Consider the following 16,182-nt stretch of genomic DNA (forward strand, 5'->3'; position numbering starts at 1 on the left):
CAAACTCACATTATGAACATTGAGAATCAATCGTATTCACAATGTTGACAGTTGCCGAAAAGCAACGCTAAAAAACTTCCTGCAGTTCCTATCAACTTTTTGAGGGTCAATATGCTGAAGCATGACTGCCCCGTGCACTCTTTTGCTATATTCCAACTTTGTATTGCATTCTTTCATTACATTTATAAACTGTTTCATAAATAAAGGGTTCTCAAACACCTCTTCAATCTTTGCACTTAATTTTGTACTACAAGAACCATTCACATGATGTCCACCAAATGATTCTATGTTTGTCCATGGATATGAACCAAAACTAGTTATGAATTTTCGCTTTAATTGAAAGGCAAACGTTCCAGGATACTGTTCTTCGAAACTATTTGTCCAGTCACTTAAAAACCATGCTTCAACTTCAGGCGAGGCGAGCAATGCATAAAAAGGTACATCCCAACCTACGACACATTGGACTTCTTTAGCCAAACCAGATACCCAGGAATGAAAATCTTCAACCGTACTAAATCGACAATCCGCGTCATCAATCAGTAAAATCCCATCATAAGAATCTTTAAGCTTAAATGCGGGATTTTTTAGCCGATCAAGCATTTCATGGACAAGCCGTTGACCCGTAACTCCCCGGTGTATTCGAGATGGTTGAACTGTTGTAATTTTGGGTCCTGGTTTATCTACACTGGGAAAATCACGTTTCCAAATAATATTCGGATTTATTTTGTGTAAAAATGAAACAATTCCGGCAGTTTCGGTATATCCTCCTGTACAAAAGTAACGAATGGTTTTCACCAAGGCCACGCTCCTAATTCTGGCTGTCCAACTCTATACATATCCCCTAATTGCCAACCTTGTTCATATAAAGAGCGTACAGTTTCCGGAGATACCAATTTTAAAGTTTGATCTTCATCTAAATTAAAAGCGTATAAGTTAAGTTTGTCCTCCATAAATAAGTCGGTTAAACCATCAAGTAAATCGGGAGAATGTGTACTGACAAAGATTTGCTTTGGCATATTAGAACGGATAATCCAATTGGAAATTACTCTTAGCCAAGCAGGATGGAGATTTAACTCAGGTTCATCCAAACTCAATAATGTCATTCGTTCCGGTGACCAAAGGAGTAAAGCTATTATCATTCCCTTTATGGTACCATCAGACATCTCCGAAAGATGATACCATTGTTTGGAAATTTGTAATTGAAGAAAACTTTTATTATCTTCCATATTAATGATACGCATCTGAGAAAGATTAGGAATGATTTCTTGGATTATTTTGGTATACTGAACCAAAAATCCCTCATGTTTCTCCTCGATAAATCTTAATACATTAACATAATTATCAGCATCTTTTGACAAGTATTTCAAAGACAATTGAACACCAACCGGTTGACGAACCTTTTTCAAATTGATTTCCGTACTAGAATAAGCATAAAAACCCTGAAAAAATTTCCGAACTGTTTCAAGTGCCGATTTAAAAACCGGATACGTAGATATTCGAAATTCTTCATGATCCAATAATGTATCCATTTGATTAAATATTGTTTCTTGACAGTTTACTTGAATTCGTACCCGTTTTGTTTGTTTGTTGCCTCTTGCTTTTCCAGAAAACCAACCTAACCCTAACTGTTCATTATGACATTGAAAATATTCATATGGGCGATCTTTAGATTCAATTGGTTTGGTGTTGCTTAGTTTTTCAAGTGAAATATTATAGCCTTCGGGGGGTTTGCTTGTTACAGGCACATGAAAATTGAGCTCATACTTTAACTCTGGAAGTTCATTTACACCCTCAATAACCCAGCTCATTTTTACTTCGTTCGGTTTAGTCTCACGCCGATCTAAAACATCATCCCAGCCCCGTTTCAATAGCTCTCTAAGGAAAATACTTGATGTGCCATCGATTTCTTTACTTAATATCAAACTCGACAAAAAACTAAGAGCATCGATTAGATTACTTTTACCGGAATTGTTGGGCCCAATAAGTACATTTATTCTTTTCAACTGCAATTCGTCAATATTTAAATTTCGATAACGACACACCGAGAATGATTTAAGCATAAGCGCTCGGACTCCTTTAATTTTATAAAGCAATATTTAATTTTATAAAGTAATATTCAGTATTTGCAATTTAAAATTCCATTAAACGATACGAAAACTTTATCAAAACTTTCAAAATAAGTTTAACATAAAAAGCAATTCCAACCTAGTTTATCCAGTATATCTACAGAACCAAAACGTCAAAATGATAACGGAATTGCCTGTCTGAATTGATGAGGAATCGTTAATTGAAAAAGTATGATAAAAAAATACAAATCCAGAATTTCCACGTAACAACAGCAACTACAAACTAAGCAAATCATGCATAAATTTCAAAAACCCCCCATTGCACCAATACGAGTGGGAGGTTTTTATTTGCAATTCATTTGCTGCTCATCTTGCCCGCGCTGAATCTATCTGGGTACAAACCATCAATACGCGATCCGATTGACAAACCCCTTGATAAAGGTCAGAAAGAAAATCTTCAAATCAAACACAAAGCTCCAATTCTCAATATAAAACAAATCGCACTTGATCCGCTCTTCAATGGACGTATCGCCGCGCCAGCCGTTGATCTGCGCCCAACCGGTGATGCCGGGGCGCACCCGATGCTTGATCATGTATTTGGGCACGGTATCTTTGAATTGATCCACAAAATACGGACGCTCGGGCCGTAGTCGATGCTATACGTGGTGGGATGTAGTTAATAACGCTCCCTCGTCGTCAATCAAATCCATCTCCCTGATAAACTGGGAAGGTTCGTGTGTTTTCAAACCGAAGCGAGTTTGCTTTAATTTTGTATAGCTTATGAACAAGTTTCTTTTCGTTCGTGTTATGGCTACAAAGCAGTTACGCCGCTCTTCTTCCAATTGCCTTCCATCTTTTACTGCCCGGTAATCTGGGAAAATACCCTGGTTTAACGAAACGAGGAAAACATAATCATATTCTAGGCCCTTTGCAGCATGTCCTGTTAGTAAAGATACACCTATCTGTTTCGAGTTTGCTTTAGGCGAAAGAGCAAGATACCCAAGAAAATCTCCCAAGTTCCGTTCCTCATCTTCCCTCTCCCGTTTATAATTCGCAAGAATACTTTTTAACTGCTTAAAATCATCGAAGATCAATCGATTCTCATCTGTTTCTTCATCCAACGCTATCCCTGATATCTCTTGCAAAATACGTTCCATATAAAACTCAAATCTCACCTTGTTGTTAATGAATTGTCCAAGAATTCTCGCCAAGTTTGGTTTTTTGTCTCCCAGCATACGAATAAAACTCATACATAATGTTCCATTACCTGAATTCAAAATTACTTCCTCTACATCAATCCCCAACAAATCACAAACGAGATTGAGATGAAGCTTATCTTGTTCATTAAATACAGCTTGCAAAAGGTAAGTTAGCACCTTCACTTCCCGTGAGGCAAACCTCTCATCTGTTGCCGCCTGATGGAAGGGAATTCCCAATGCAACAAGATACTCAGCAAACGGCTGTAATACAAATCGATTTCTGGCAATGATGCATGTTTCCTCAAATGCGTCAAGCTCTTGAATCTTTGCTACAATCTTATTAACTTCTTCCTCTGGGGTTTCGAATGCATCAAGAAAAATTGCTTGCCCAGAACTGAGTTTGTTTGCATTTAAATCCCTTTTGTCTGCAAGTCGATGCAAATTTAAGCGAATTAAACGATTTGCCGCGTTCAACACTTCTTGTGGGCAACGGTAATTCTCAAACATTTGAAGAATCTTGGCATTTTGTTTTTGAACAAATTGCAACAAATATTCAAACCTTGCATCATTCCACTCATAAATAAGTTGATCCTCATCGGCTACTGTGAATGAGCACTTTGTTTCCGCAGGAAACAAGTGCTCATTTGCACATTGGAACAGATTACCGCTATTTTAATGCCGCCTCAATTTGCTAAACTTTTTGCAAATTATAAGGGCGGTGTTTCGAGTGATTATTACCCATCATTTTCCAGTTGATCTTCCCTGTTATTTTCAGCTCGGCAGGGCCAATAATTTCCCTGTGATTGAATCTTGCCCGATTTGTAAGTCCCAACAGAAGTTAAAACGCCATGGTTTTTATAACCGCTACGCGATCGAGACCGATGCAGAATATCGGATTCCCATTTGCCGTTACAAATGTCCGAATCCCAAATGTAACAAAACATTCGCTATTCTTCCGGATTTTCTGCTTCCCTACTTTCAGAACACGCTCTCTTCCATCTTGCAGACCTTACAACTATTCTGGGCTTATTGTGTACTGCTATTTAGCCGCCAGTTAGTTTGTTTTTACCGGAAACGGTTGATGGCCAAAAGCAAAATCATCGAGATGTTCTTTCGTCTTGAGGGGAACAAACAGATCTTCCCAGAAGATCCCATAGAAAAAGCCATAATGCTTCTGAATATGATTGAAACTCTCCCCAGAGTCACCTTCATTCGAAAGTGGCACAATCATTACATTAGCAGCTTTATGGCACATTCATTTTATCACGGATCACCCGTGGCCAAAACAGAATAATGTTTCCACATACCTTTTTCCTCGTCAGGGACCGTGTACGGGTTTTATAATGCATCGTAATGGTTAGCCGGCTAGCCTTCGAAAAGGAAGAACGAGAAAGCGCGCCAGTTCTTTCCAATTTAGACAATGGGAGGCTACTTAACCAATGGATGAACAAAACCGGGAACGCGTGGCCCTTTTTCGCTATGGGATCATCGCTCCCTTGCTCAATGAACAGGTGGATCGCGCCACATATTTGGCTGAGGTGTCTGCCAAAACCCACGAAGTCCCTTACTATGGTTCCAAAGAATTTACACCCAAGACAATCTTAGCTTGGCTAAGGCAATATCGCCGTAATGGTTTTGACGCGTTAAAGCCCCAGGCACGTTCGGATCGAGGACAATCCCGATCGTTATCCGGTGAATTACAGCTGCACTTGGTATCCCTGCGTAAAGAAAATCAAGGAATGCCAGTGACGGTGTTTTATGACCAATTGGTGCAACAAGGAGAGATTTTACCGCAGGATGTATCTTATACCTCTATCTATCGCTTACTGAAAAAGGAGGGATTGCTGGGGAAGGGGATAGTGCGTTCGCCCGAACGAAAACGGTTTTCTCATGATACGGTCAATATGCTCTGGCAAACCGACCTGTCAGATGGGCCATATCTTCGTACAGGCGACAAAAAAATCAAGACGTATTTAATTGCGGTGATCGATGATTGCTCTCGCCTATGCACATTTGCGCAATTTGTCCCATCCGAGAAATTTGACGGGCTACGCACAGTCTTGAAAGAAGCTTTGCTTCGCAGAGGCATTCCCAAGATGCTGTATACCGACAACGGCAAGATCTTTCGTTCCGATACGCTGCATTTGGCTTGTGCAGAATTAGGCATACACCTCCTGCACACGCAGCCCTATGATGCCGCTAGCAAAGGGAAAATAGAACGCCTGTTCGGAACGATTAAGACGCGTTTCTATTCGCTGTTAAAAGCAAAACCGGCTTCTTCATTGGAAGAACTGAATGAACGGTTTTGGAAGTGGTTGGAGGAAGACTACCATCGCAAGCCACATTCTTCTCTCAATGGAAAAATGCCGCTCGAAGTGTACTTGTCCCAGATTGATCAAGTACGGATGGTCGACGACCCTGCCAAATTAGATCCTATCTTTCTTAAACGGGAGAATCGAACTGTCAAACATGACGGAACGTTTTCGCTCAATAACCAGCTGTATGAAGTTCCCGAGCGATTTATAGGTCAAAAGATCGAGATTCGTTACGATGAACAAGGCGTGCATATCTATGAGGACGGGAAACCAGTCGCTCGCGCTTCTGAAGTGAATTTTCATGATAATGCTCATGTAAAACGAAAACGACCCGCCATCTCCTTCGCTGATATGCAAGGGATGGACAGGAAAGGAGAAGATAGGGAATGATCATGGCATTCTATTCCCTTTCCAAAATCCCTTTTGCCAAGGAAACCAAAGGTATGTCGCCCTATACTTCCCGTTCCTTTCAAGAAGCAATGGGATGTTTAACCTACATGAAGCAGGTTCGCGGCATGGCACTTGTTGTCGGCGACCCGGGAGCCGGTAAAACCTACGCCTTGGGTGCATTTGCCGAAGGCTTGGGCCAATCGCTCTACAAGGTCATCTATTTCCCGTTGTCTACAGGAACAGTAACTGACTTTTACCGTGGATTGGCCTTCGGCCTAGGAGAACAGCCACAAAGTCGGAAAGTGGATCTGTTTCGCCAAATCCAACAGGCGATTAGCCGTTTGTTCTACGAACAAAAGATTACGCCGGTTTTCATCCTTGACGAGATGCAAATGGCCAAAGATGTCTTTTTACAAGATTTGAGCCTGCTCTTTAATTTTCACATGGATACCCAGAATCCTTTTGTCCTTCTTATATGCGGCTGGCCTTACTTACGGGACCGTCTGTCGTTAAACCCACATAGATCCTTATCCCAGCGGCTTTTGGTTCGACATCAGGTCGAGCCGCTGGATAAGGAAGAGGTCAAGGGATATATGGAGCATCACCTTGCCTATGCCGGGGCGAAATATCCGATTTTCACGGAAGACGCAATAGAAGCTGTTAGTGCCTGTTCCAATGGATATCCACGCCTGATTAATTTATTGGCTATGCACGCCCTATTATATGGCAGCCAAAACAAAAAAGAACAGATCGATGCCGAAGTCATCCGGATCATCGCCCCGGAGTGCGGTCTGGCATTGAGATAGCTTGGATGGCTTAGAACGAGTCAAAGGGGACAACCCTGATCCCCAAATATTCTCAGGAAAGGAAAGAATCATGATGACCCGAACCCAAAAACCAGGAATCCTCGTCTATTGTCCTGCCAAGGAACGCTGGCAAATCCAAAAGATAGACCATTCTTACGACCTTCACTGCGGCGATTGTTTCGAGATTAAGGTAGGCTATGAGTATATCCCTTGTAGAATAGAACTTGGCTGTGAATGGCTGTTATACCTTCGGGAAACTCGATTTTATTTACATCCAAAACAGAAATACGAAGTGAAAGTCGATTAACAAAGAGTGACAAGTGATTACTTCTTAGACCCAGTAGAAAGGCAATAGCTAAATGCTATTGCCTTTCTACTGGGTGCAACAAGCGATAGCGCGTTAGGAAAAAAGCAAACTTGATCACGTATTAGACGAGTATATAGGGAATGAACGATTTGAACAAGAGCGGAATTGGGATAAAGTGTAGTTGAAGTAGGATGGATTGGATAATAGTGGAATGAAATACTCGCCAGAAGACCGCGAAAGCGTGCAAATTTTTTAATCATTGGCTAATTTATTCTGAAAAAGGGGCCTAAAATCTTTCGATATGGGACCTAAATAATTTGCAAATCCTAAGCCGATTTATTGTGCAAATTCACAGGCTACTACAAATACATTGCGATGCTCCCGTCCACATAGCGCTTGTATTAATTCAAATTGGGCTTTATTTGTGTCCTGAGCCTCATCAATTAGCAGATAGCGATAAACGTTTCGGTACTGTTTGCCGATAAACGGACGTTCTTGAAATAATTTGCAGCTCAAAAAAAGTAGATCTGCAAAATCAACAACATTATTTGCTCGCAGTTTTTCATTGTACAACTGATACATTACACGAAAATCTTCAGAAAAATTACTCCCAACCTGATGAATCTCAGCAGGTGCAATCAGCCGATTTTTCAACTGGATAATCTTTGCGTATATCCCTTGGACACTATTTCGTAAAACAGCGTCTTCCTTAAACTTCATCAGAATGTCCCGGTACTTGGAATCCGATCGTGCCAATTCATCCTGTATCGCTTCGATCAACAACTGTATGTATTCACCGTTATTTTCATACAGGGTAAACTCATTATCGATACCAATATAGCTCCCATATTTTCTTAACACATCACAACAAAAACTGTGAAACGTGCCGATAAATAATCGCTTTACATCGTTTCCCACGTACTTCTCAATACGTTCTTTCATCTCATTGGCTGCTTTCGTTGTAAAAGTGAGGGCAAGGATTTTAAATGTTTCGCCTTTTGATTCATTTAGAAGATAAGCTATTCTTCTGGTCAAAATGGTTGTTTTTCCTGATCCTGGGCCAGAAATCACCAATAGCGAACCATCCTTATGCAAGACAGCTTCTCGTTGCTGGTCGTTCAATCCATCCAACAGTACATTATATTCCATACCAACGCCTACCTTCCCTTAAGTTTTTCAGCAATCTTATCAAATAAAAGTTGGAATTCCCTTGGAAGTGGTAACTGGTTTTCGATCATATGCTCCGCAACATACTCACTAAAAAAAGTTTTCCCTTGGCTGTCAACCCATTTGTTGATGATTTCTGTATCGCTATAATCTTCAACACTTAAGGGTATTTCCTGATCCACTTGAACATCGAAATAATTGCGGCTCAAGTTTTTTGCATGTTTTGAATTTAATTCCTGCTCTAATTTTTTTCTATATTGATCCAATGTTTTCGATCCATACTTGTCCGAAATTATATTTTGAATAACTTCCACCCCGAGCCAATCGATACAATATGCTTCAAAGTCCATGCCACTTGGCAAAAAGATGACATTATCATCAAATTCTTCACCAGAATATGCATTGGTGAAAACCGCCTTTCTGACATCCTCCTTTGTATCTTCCTCACCATCTGAAAAAATCAACCAAGGAATGTCCAGAACTTCTTTTCTCACGATTTTAAGAAAATTTGAATATGCTTTTCCATCACAAGAAATTATAGATATACCATATGCACCTAACGGTTTTTTTAAATAGTGCGGGGCGATCATTTCGAAAAAGATTTTTTCAGTATCCCCTTCGCACATTAAAAATAGTGTTGAAAACAACAGTTCAGTATTTTTAAACTGTACATACCTGCGTAACGAATGAAGTTCCTCTTTTTTAAACAAACGATTGGAGTCATACGCTCTTTGAGGAAGGCCATACTTAAATTTCCATCCCATGTTATATTCTGAAATCTGTTTCACTTCTGTTATTCCGTTGACATTGCGAAACATGATGTAATCGTAAATATCAGCATTATCTACTATAAAGGGAGAATGTGTACTGATTAACTTCTGTCCCTGAATTTTAGACAATTGCTCAAAAATTGCTCGTTGCGAATGAGGATATACATGTGCTTCCGGTTCCTCAATACCAATGATCGGTGTTGTTTCTGGATTTTCAATCGTTTCAGGCAACAAAATTTCCAAAAAGGCATTAAAAATGACCAGTATTGCAATATTTTGTGTACCCATTCCGTGTTTCTCGATTGGAAGGGATATATTTGAATTCGCAGATTTCAAATAAACACGCAAACCATCCAACAGTTCCCAACTTCGCTTCGAGAATGCCTGTAAGTAGATATTGTCCGAATCTTGACTAATCTTGATGCTATTTTCGATCTGTTTCAGACGCTCCACCAATTCACCCAAGCGATTGTCAGCAAGCAAAAGTTCATTTAACTGATCTGTTATTGCTCGAATTTCCGGCTCCTTGGCAGAATAATCGAGCGAATCTTTTAGTTTACCCCAAAATGAAGATTTATTATGAATCTCACGCTTAACGTCACGCAACGTTTCCATATAAAAATAAGGGAAGAAAGACAAATGTTCTTTACGTACAGTTGTATTTTTTCCTTGAATCTTTTTTCCGTTTTGATCTAGGAAGCTACGACTTTCCTCATATTTATTCTTTTCTGGAACAAACCTATATTCATATTTCAAACGAATATAACGGATCGGATCATCCTCAGAACCGATGGAATCGAAGCGGTCTTTATTTATCGATTACAAGTGATTTTACCCTTTTTGACTTTGTAAGGGGTTTAGTAAAAAAGAAAAAAACCAAAGGCTTAGTAAATGACTTAAGTGTTTTAAAGGTAGAATTAATGAAATTAAGTATAGAAGAATTAAAACTACTTAAAGCCTCTGCATTAGGAGCTGCAGAATCATACAAAAATTCTAATATGTTTTTCACGTTTGTATTCGGAATAGTTCTTGGTATTTTAACTGGATCGAATTCATTAAGTTTTCTTAAAATGGATACAAGTAATAGTGTATTTAACATAATCCTATTTTTCTATTTATTTTTGGGAATATTGATCGTTATTCGAATGTTTCTTCGGATAGTAAGTGGAGTAACAGTTATTAAAGAAGTTATTGATATCTGTATAGATGAAAAGAGTGCAATAAAAGCTAATGATATAAGTCAATCAACCCAACAATAACTTTGACGGGGATGATATAAGACTCAAACATTGAGTCTTATTTTGCAAAGCAACTCAAACACAAACCAACAAAAGAGAATTTGTAAAAAATAGAAACTCATTCGCTCAAGGATGGACCGTCATTTTTCAGCATCATCAGATACTTGTATTCAAACACTTCCGCATCCTGCAACAACGGATGCTTCTCGTCTTTTGCAGAAAGGATGGCTAACTCAGTCGGCCATGGAATCCCAATCATCGGATCGTTCCAGAGAATGCCCCGGTCATGCACCGGTGAGTAGAGTTCATCCACTTTGTACAGTACTTCCGTATTTGGCTCAATCGTGCAATAGCCATGAGCAAATCCTTTCGGGATTAACAATTGCTTTTTATTGGCTGCACTTAATTCCACGCCAAACCATTTCCCGAAAGTAGGGGATCCTTTGCGGATATCGACAGCCACGTCGAAAATCGCCCCCGCCACAACCCTGACCAACTTCGTCTGCGCTTTGGGAGGCAATTGATAATGCAAGCCGCGAATCGTGCCCACTTCGGTAGAAAGGGAATGGTTGTCCTGCACAAATTCATACCCGATACCAAGACCGGCAAACTTTTGTTTATTGTAACTTTCCATAAAAAAGCCCCGATGATCTCCGAAAACATCCGGCTCAATAATCAAAAGGCCTTGCAAGTCGATTTTTGCAACTTTCATTTCAAATCCCTCATCCATTTGTATTAACTTTGCAATACCCCAAGGGTTTCGGACAATGAACTACTTGGTGGAAAATCTTTTACAAACTACACAGCTACATATCCAACGAATTGCCGTATTGCTTCTGATAGTACACCTGGTAGTCGCCTGACAAGATCCGCTGCCACCAGTCTTTATTTTGAAGATACCATTGAATCGTTTCCTTGATCCCCGTATCAAATGTGTACTTGGGCTGCCATCCGAGTTCTGTTCTTAGCTTTGTCGCATCAATGCCATAGCGCCGATCATGCCCCGGACGGTCTTTTACAAATTGTATCAATGATTCCGGCTTCCCAAGCTCCCGCAAGATCGTTTTCACGATCTCCAGATTTGTCCGTTCATGATTGCCGCCAACGTTATACACTTCGCCCACTCTTCCCTGATGCATCACCAGATCAATCGCCGCACAATGATCCTGTACGTGCAGCCAGTCCCGGATATTCAATCCATCCCCATAGACAGGCAGCGGCTTGTCAGACAATGCATGAATGATCATCAACGGGATCAATTTCTCCGGAAAATGATATGGCCCGTAGTTGTTGGAACAGCGGGTGATATTGATCGGCAGCCCATATGTTTCATGATAGGCGCGCACCAACAAGTCGGCACTCGCTTTGCTGGCGGAGTAGGGGCTGTTCGGTGCAAGAGGAGTTTGTTCCGTGAATAAACCCGTTGCCCCTAATGTGCCATAGACTTCATCCGTGGAAATTTGAACGTATTTTTTTACCCCATACGTTTTCGCCGCATCCAGCAACACCTGTGTGCCCATGACGTTAGTTTTGATGAAAACACCTGGCTCTGTGATGCTGCGGTCAACATGTGACTCCGCGGCAAAGTTTACAACGATATCGACACCTTTTTGAAAAACGGAATCGACAAGCTGGCGATTTATGATGTCACCTTTGATAAAGGAATAATTGGATTTGGTTTCACAGTCTTTCAGGTTTTCCAAGTTCCCGGCATATGTCAAAGCGTCTAAATTGATGATTTGATCGTCCGAATACTTTTCGACCATATAGTGAACAAAATTGCTTCCGATAAAACCAGCGCCGCCTGTAACCAGTATATTCATCGTATTTCCCTCAACATGGCAAACGTGAAATTTCCAAATTCCATGTAATGCCGATCTTATGAAATTTCATTTACACCATATGCATGACGTACACCGAATGTGATAAGTACGATCCAAACTGCATGAATGAAAAAACCTCCCATCATGTCGATACAGATGGAAGGTTTCACTTATCGCTTATCTTGCCCACGATGAATTTATATTCACATTTTATCACAAATAAAATCCTCTTGATTATCCCGAAAGCCAAATACTCTTACAACAGCAACAATGATTTTTTACAAAGTTTCCAACGGATGCAATCCGTATTTTTCCAGAACAAACTCTTTACTTGGGATTGTTCCAACAACGGAAATATTGACTTTTAATTGCGGTTTCGCTTCTGGACGAATCGACTCAATTTTCGCCTTATAAGATCCATTATTTTTTAACACTGTATACATAAATCCACTATAAAACGAAGGAATATATCCCAACTTATGTCCCATTGAAATCAAAATGATTTCCTTGAACATAAATTGGGGCAACAAACTCGTACGAATCGGTAGCTAATCTTCCTCCAGTTACTCTCAATAGATCCATTTCCGTGTAATCCATCGATAACCCATGCTCTTTCAATAACAATTGAAAATCTGGTCTTCTTCGATCAGGAAGCCGTCTTGCAAAAGGCCCAAACAATACATCGGAAACATAGATTTTTTGAGTATCACGAAAAGCTAAATGTGGAGAATATCCATGATCCATTGCTTCTGGCAACTTTCGTCGGTACTCATTCCATTCATAATGAAACACATACTTTTGGTCATCATGAATTAAAGTGCCAATATGATAACGTTGTCTCGATTCAGGATTCTGCCAGATCAGTCACAAACGGTATGGTCGATGGTCCATTTCTAATCGCTCCAGAGTACCATTTTATTATCTTCGGAATTTTAAATAAATAACGTTCCTGAGATTCAGGATCAATTAACCAATATTTAGTCCTTGTTCCAGAGGCTTGTTTTTTACTATCGATATTCCAACTCGATACATTTAATACGTCCATAAACCTACCTAATCATTCGACTTAGATAATTAAATTATAGAATCCCCATTCTCTCTTGTCATTATATGAGTGACACTTGTCAAAGGCCATTACATATTATACATAATCAGGATCAAACGAAAAAAGGAGCCACCATCAATACGCGTTCCGATTGACAAACCCCTTGATAAAGGTCAGAAAGAAAATCTTCAAATCAAACACAAAGCTCCAATTCTCAATATAAAACAAATCGCACTTGATCCGCTCTTCAATGGACGTATCGCCGCGCCAGCCGTTGATCTGCGCCCAACCGGTGATGCCGGGGCGCACCCGATGCTTGATCATGTATTTGGGCACGGTATCTTTGAATTGATCCACAAAATACGGACGCTCGGGCCGAGGACCGATAATGCTCATGTCCCCTTTCAGGACGTTATAAAACTGGGGCAATTCATCCAAGCTGGTCGCCCGCAAGAAGCTGCCAAAACGCGTTCTGCGCGGATCATCGGCGGTTGTCCAGCCCTTATCCCTCTGTGATGCCCGGCTGACTGCATGGCGCATGGAACGAAATTTATACATGGAAAAGGTTTTGCGATTTTTCCCCACCCGCTCCTGTTTGAAAAATATCGGTCCGGGGGAAGTCAGCTTGATTCCGATCCCTATCACCAGCAAAAGCGGCAGCAACAGCAGGAGAATCATAGAAGACACGCATATATCAAATGTTCTCTTGACAATCCCATTGATCACATCATCCAACGGCACATGACGGACATCGATCAGCGGTATGCCGCCAAAGTCTTCAATTCGGGGTTTTGCCGGCAAATACCCATAGTAATCCGGTATGATAAATGTCTGAATGCCCATCCGCTCCGATGAAGCGATTAATTCGGCGAGTCGTGGATGCGCGCTTAAAGGCAGGGCGATAAATACCTGGTCGAGATGGTGTTTTTCAATCAATGATTTGTATTTATCTAACGTTCCTAATATCGGTACACCATCTACCTCAGTATTTTTTGCATGTAATAACGCATCATCCAGAAATCCCAGCGCCTCATACCCAAACTCCGGATGTTCCCGCAACGACTGCAAGAAACGCTGACCGAGTTCCCCTGCGCCGATAATTAAAATGTGTTTTTTGTTAAATCCCTTGGCACGAATCCTTCTCAGTACCATGCGCAATACGAGACGCTCGATACTCATCAATACAAACACAAGGATAAAACAAGAAAGCAAAACTGCCCGGGAATAATTAATTTGTTTGATGAAGAACAATCCGGCAATCGTAAAAAAACCGGTAAAAAACAAGGACTTAATAATACCCAATAATTCCGCACGAAAACGTTTCGCACGTTTGGAGGAATACAATCCAAACGCAGAATTAAAAAAGAGAAAGACGGGTATAATATAGATGAGAACGGAAAAGTAAGATCCTGCCTTTAACCGTCCTTCAAAAGGAAACCAACCACTATGAAATCTTATATACCATGCAAGAAAAAGAGACAACGTGATCAGAAGAGAATCCAATACCATAAACAAGCGGTTCAATAATTTTTGATATGCCCGAATCATTGAAAGAGTCACAGTCTCCTTTCCCGCGCATTTCTTTTTTTATTATAATACATATGCAGAATCAAGAGTTTAAATATTTATCTGTCGAATCAATCCTCTATATTTTCACACGGTCGATTGGCAATGCTCCATGACATCTTCCCAAGTCATATAGATGCGAATAATATCCTCTTCAATCAATTCGCTGCCTGTCTGCACTTCGATAAATTCCAGATCGGCAATCGCTTTTATTCCGTGTTTCGACCCAACCGGAATTTGCAATACATCTCCGGGCTTTACTTCATAGATTGTATCATTCAATACAAATTCGCCAATTCCGCTGATGATTGTCCAAACTTCACTTCTTTTGTGATGCAATTGATAGCTCAGATTTTTACCGGCAATCACACCGATCCGTTTCGTTAAAACTTCTCTTCCCTCTTCAAATTTTGTATAGTCCAAAACCCGATACCAGCCCCAACGCCGTTCTTCATACATGGGCCGCCGGTCAAAGCCTGCAATGATCTCTTTGATCCTTGGACTTGCTGCTTTATCGCTGACCAAGATCCCATCCGGGCTCGCAGCAACCACGACATTCGACAATCCAAGCACCGCAACAGGTATATCCAATTCATTGATGAGATGTGTATTGTCTGATTCTTTGCTTATGATACCCACACCAATTTGATTTGTTGCCATTTCTTCCGTCAGTGTATTCCATGTACCGAGATCTTTCCAAGCTCCATCATAACGAATGGCTACGATCTCTTGCGCTTTTTCCACCACTTCGTAATCAAAGCTAATTTTCGGCAACAAACCATATTGCTGAAGCAACTCTTCATACTGAATCGGCAAGCCTTTTTGTAGCAAAAGAGATACCAAGTAATCCAATTTAAATGCGAAAACTCCACAATTCCAAAGGGCTTCATGTTGGATTAATTCCTTTGCAACATTTTCAGTCGGTTTTTCTTTGAACCCTTTCACTTTGACATAGGAATTCGAATTTTTGGTTTGATTCGGAATGATATACCCATATTTTTCAGATGGATACGTCGGTGAAACGCCCACCAAAGCCAAATCTGCACCAGATGCTTTCAGCACCTTTTCCAACTCCAAAATTCTTGTAAAAAACTTCTCTTCAACAAACGAATCCACAGGCAACACTGCAACGACTTCTTCCGGGCTTACATCCTCTTTCGAAAACAAGTAGGAAGCTGCAAGAGCAATCGCGGGAAATGTGTCCCGACGCTCCGGTTCGATAATAACCGGTACCTGTGTACCAATCTGGCTATGAATCATATCTATTTGCGATTTGCTTGTGGCAATTATTGCAGAATCAGCAAGACCAATGGCACTCAGTTGCCGCCATACTCTTTGCACCATGGATTCAAGCTTGCCTTCGCTGTTTTCTAAAACCTTCAAGAATTGCTTTGAGCGTGAATCATTCGATAAAGGCCAAAGACGTTTGCCTGAGCCACCCGAAAGTAGAATTAGTTTCATAACTACATTCTCCTTATTATAAGCACTGA

Annotated in this window: 16 protein-coding genes and 1 pseudogene; 5 read left to right on the forward strand and 12 right to left on the reverse strand. The window is 40.6% G+C overall.

Features of this window, described 5'->3' with window-relative positions:
- Nucleotides 1-36: 36 nt before the first annotated feature.
- The 4 genes and pseudogenes from LSG31_RS04180 to LSG31_RS04195 all read right to left on the reverse strand — a co-directional run bounded on the left by LSG31_RS04180 (nucleotide 37) and on the right by LSG31_RS04195 (nucleotide 3,901).
- The gene (locus LSG31_RS04180) at nucleotides 37-795 is read right to left on the reverse strand and encodes a hypothetical protein (protein ID WP_347438153.1); all 759 of its coding nucleotides are present in this window, start codon (nucleotides 793-795) and stop codon (nucleotides 37-39) included.
- Complete coding sequence (locus LSG31_RS04185; protein WP_347438154.1) at nucleotides 792-2,060, reverse strand: AAA family ATPase; 1,269 nt, start codon at nucleotides 2,058-2,060, stop codon at nucleotides 792-794. The genes LSG31_RS04180 and LSG31_RS04185 overlap by 4 nt, the downstream gene beginning before the upstream one ends.
- A 410-nt stretch (nucleotides 2,061-2,470) precedes the next feature.
- Nucleotides 2,471-2,713: pseudogene (locus tag LSG31_RS04190) on the reverse strand (sugar transferase); the annotation flags it as partial.
- A 9-nt stretch (nucleotides 2,714-2,722) separates the two neighbouring features.
- Nucleotides 2,723-3,901 carry a 3'-5' exonuclease gene (locus LSG31_RS04195; protein ID WP_347438155.1) on the reverse strand — a complete coding sequence of 393 codons (1,179 nt, stop codon included), beginning with the start codon at nucleotides 3,899-3,901 and terminating at the stop codon, nucleotides 2,723-2,725.
- Nucleotides 3,902-3,992: 91 nt separating this feature from the next.
- On the opposite strand from LSG31_RS04195, the gene LSG31_RS04200 reads away from it, so the two are divergent.
- The 4 genes from LSG31_RS04200 (at nucleotide 3,993) to LSG31_RS23255 (ending at nucleotide 7,083) form a co-directional block, all read left to right on the forward strand.
- A complete protein-coding gene (locus LSG31_RS04200; RefSeq protein ID WP_347435626.1) occupies nucleotides 3,993-4,559 on the forward strand; it encodes a DUF6431 domain-containing protein in 567 nt (188 codons plus the stop codon).
- A gap of 145 nt (nucleotides 4,560-4,704) precedes the next feature.
- Nucleotides 4,705-5,970, forward strand: a complete 1,266-nt coding sequence (locus LSG31_RS04205) for a DDE-type integrase/transposase/recombinase (RefSeq protein WP_347435625.1) — start codon at nucleotides 4,705-4,707, stop codon at nucleotides 5,968-5,970.
- A complete protein-coding gene (locus tag LSG31_RS04210) occupies nucleotides 5,967-6,776 on the forward strand; it encodes an ExeA family protein (protein WP_347435624.1) in 810 nt (269 codons plus the stop codon). The genes LSG31_RS04205 and LSG31_RS04210 overlap by 4 nt, the downstream gene beginning before the upstream one ends.
- Before the next feature lie 73 nt (nucleotides 6,777-6,849).
- On the forward strand, nucleotides 6,850-7,083 hold the full coding sequence (locus LSG31_RS23255; protein ID WP_430734216.1) for a DUF5348 domain-containing protein: 234 nt from the start codon (nucleotides 6,850-6,852) through the stop codon (nucleotides 7,081-7,083).
- A gap of 336 nt (nucleotides 7,084-7,419) precedes the next feature.
- Here the strand turns inward: LSG31_RS23255 and LSG31_RS04215 are convergent, their stop codons facing one another.
- Together LSG31_RS04215 and LSG31_RS04220 are read right to left on the reverse strand one after the other, a co-directional pair.
- On the reverse strand, nucleotides 7,420-8,232 hold the full coding sequence (locus LSG31_RS04215) for an ATP-dependent helicase (RefSeq protein ID WP_347438156.1): 813 nt from the start codon (nucleotides 8,230-8,232) through the stop codon (nucleotides 7,420-7,422).
- A gap of 8 nt (nucleotides 8,233-8,240) precedes the next feature.
- The gene (locus LSG31_RS04220) at nucleotides 8,241-9,776 is read right to left on the reverse strand and encodes an ATP-dependent nuclease (RefSeq protein ID WP_347438157.1); all 1,536 of its coding nucleotides are present in this window, start codon (nucleotides 9,774-9,776) and stop codon (nucleotides 8,241-8,243) included.
- Between the two features lie 164 nt (nucleotides 9,777-9,940).
- Here LSG31_RS04220 and LSG31_RS04225 point away from each other — a divergent pair, with 164 nt between their 5' ends.
- Nucleotides 9,941-10,279: a hypothetical protein gene (locus tag LSG31_RS04225; protein ID WP_347438158.1), complete on the forward strand. Its 339-nt coding sequence runs from the start codon at nucleotides 9,941-9,943 to the stop codon at nucleotides 10,277-10,279.
- A gap of 97 nt (nucleotides 10,280-10,376) precedes the next feature.
- Here LSG31_RS04225 and rfbC read toward each other — a convergent pair whose 3' ends face one another.
- The 6 genes from rfbC to LSG31_RS04250 all read right to left on the reverse strand — a co-directional run bounded on the left by rfbC (nucleotide 10,377) and on the right by LSG31_RS04250 (nucleotide 16,153).
- Nucleotides 10,377-10,970 carry a dTDP-4-dehydrorhamnose 3,5-epimerase gene (gene rfbC / locus LSG31_RS04230; protein ID WP_347438159.1) on the reverse strand — a complete coding sequence of 198 codons (594 nt, stop codon included), beginning with the start codon at nucleotides 10,968-10,970 and terminating at the stop codon, nucleotides 10,377-10,379.
- Between the two features lie 94 nt (nucleotides 10,971-11,064).
- A complete protein-coding gene (gene rfbB, locus LSG31_RS04235) occupies nucleotides 11,065-12,081 on the reverse strand; it encodes a dTDP-glucose 4,6-dehydratase (RefSeq protein ID WP_347438160.1) in 1,017 nt (338 codons plus the stop codon).
- Nucleotides 12,082-12,359: 278 nt separating this feature from the next.
- Entirely contained in the window at nucleotides 12,360-12,569 is a 210-nt protein-coding gene (locus LSG31_RS23260) for a hypothetical protein (protein WP_430734238.1), read from the reverse strand.
- Nucleotides 12,559-12,873 carry a hypothetical protein gene (locus LSG31_RS23265; protein ID WP_430734239.1) on the reverse strand — a complete coding sequence of 105 codons (315 nt, stop codon included), beginning with the start codon at nucleotides 12,871-12,873 and terminating at the stop codon, nucleotides 12,559-12,561. Before LSG31_RS23265 ends, LSG31_RS23260 begins: the two co-directional genes overlap by 11 nt.
- Before the next feature lie 388 nt (nucleotides 12,874-13,261).
- Nucleotides 13,262-14,674, reverse strand: a complete 1,413-nt coding sequence (locus LSG31_RS04245) for an undecaprenyl-phosphate glucose phosphotransferase (protein ID WP_347438161.1) — start codon at nucleotides 14,672-14,674, stop codon at nucleotides 13,262-13,264.
- A gap of 105 nt (nucleotides 14,675-14,779) precedes the next feature.
- Complete coding sequence (locus LSG31_RS04250) at nucleotides 14,780-16,153, reverse strand: sugar phosphate nucleotidyltransferase (protein ID WP_347438162.1); 1,374 nt, start codon at nucleotides 16,151-16,153, stop codon at nucleotides 14,780-14,782.
- Nucleotides 16,154-16,182 lie beyond the last annotated feature (29 nt).

Source organism: Fodinisporobacter ferrooxydans (assembly GCF_022818495.1).
Classification (GTDB): domain Bacteria; phylum Bacillota; class Bacilli; order Tumebacillales; family MYW30-H2; genus Fodinisporobacter; species Fodinisporobacter ferrooxydans.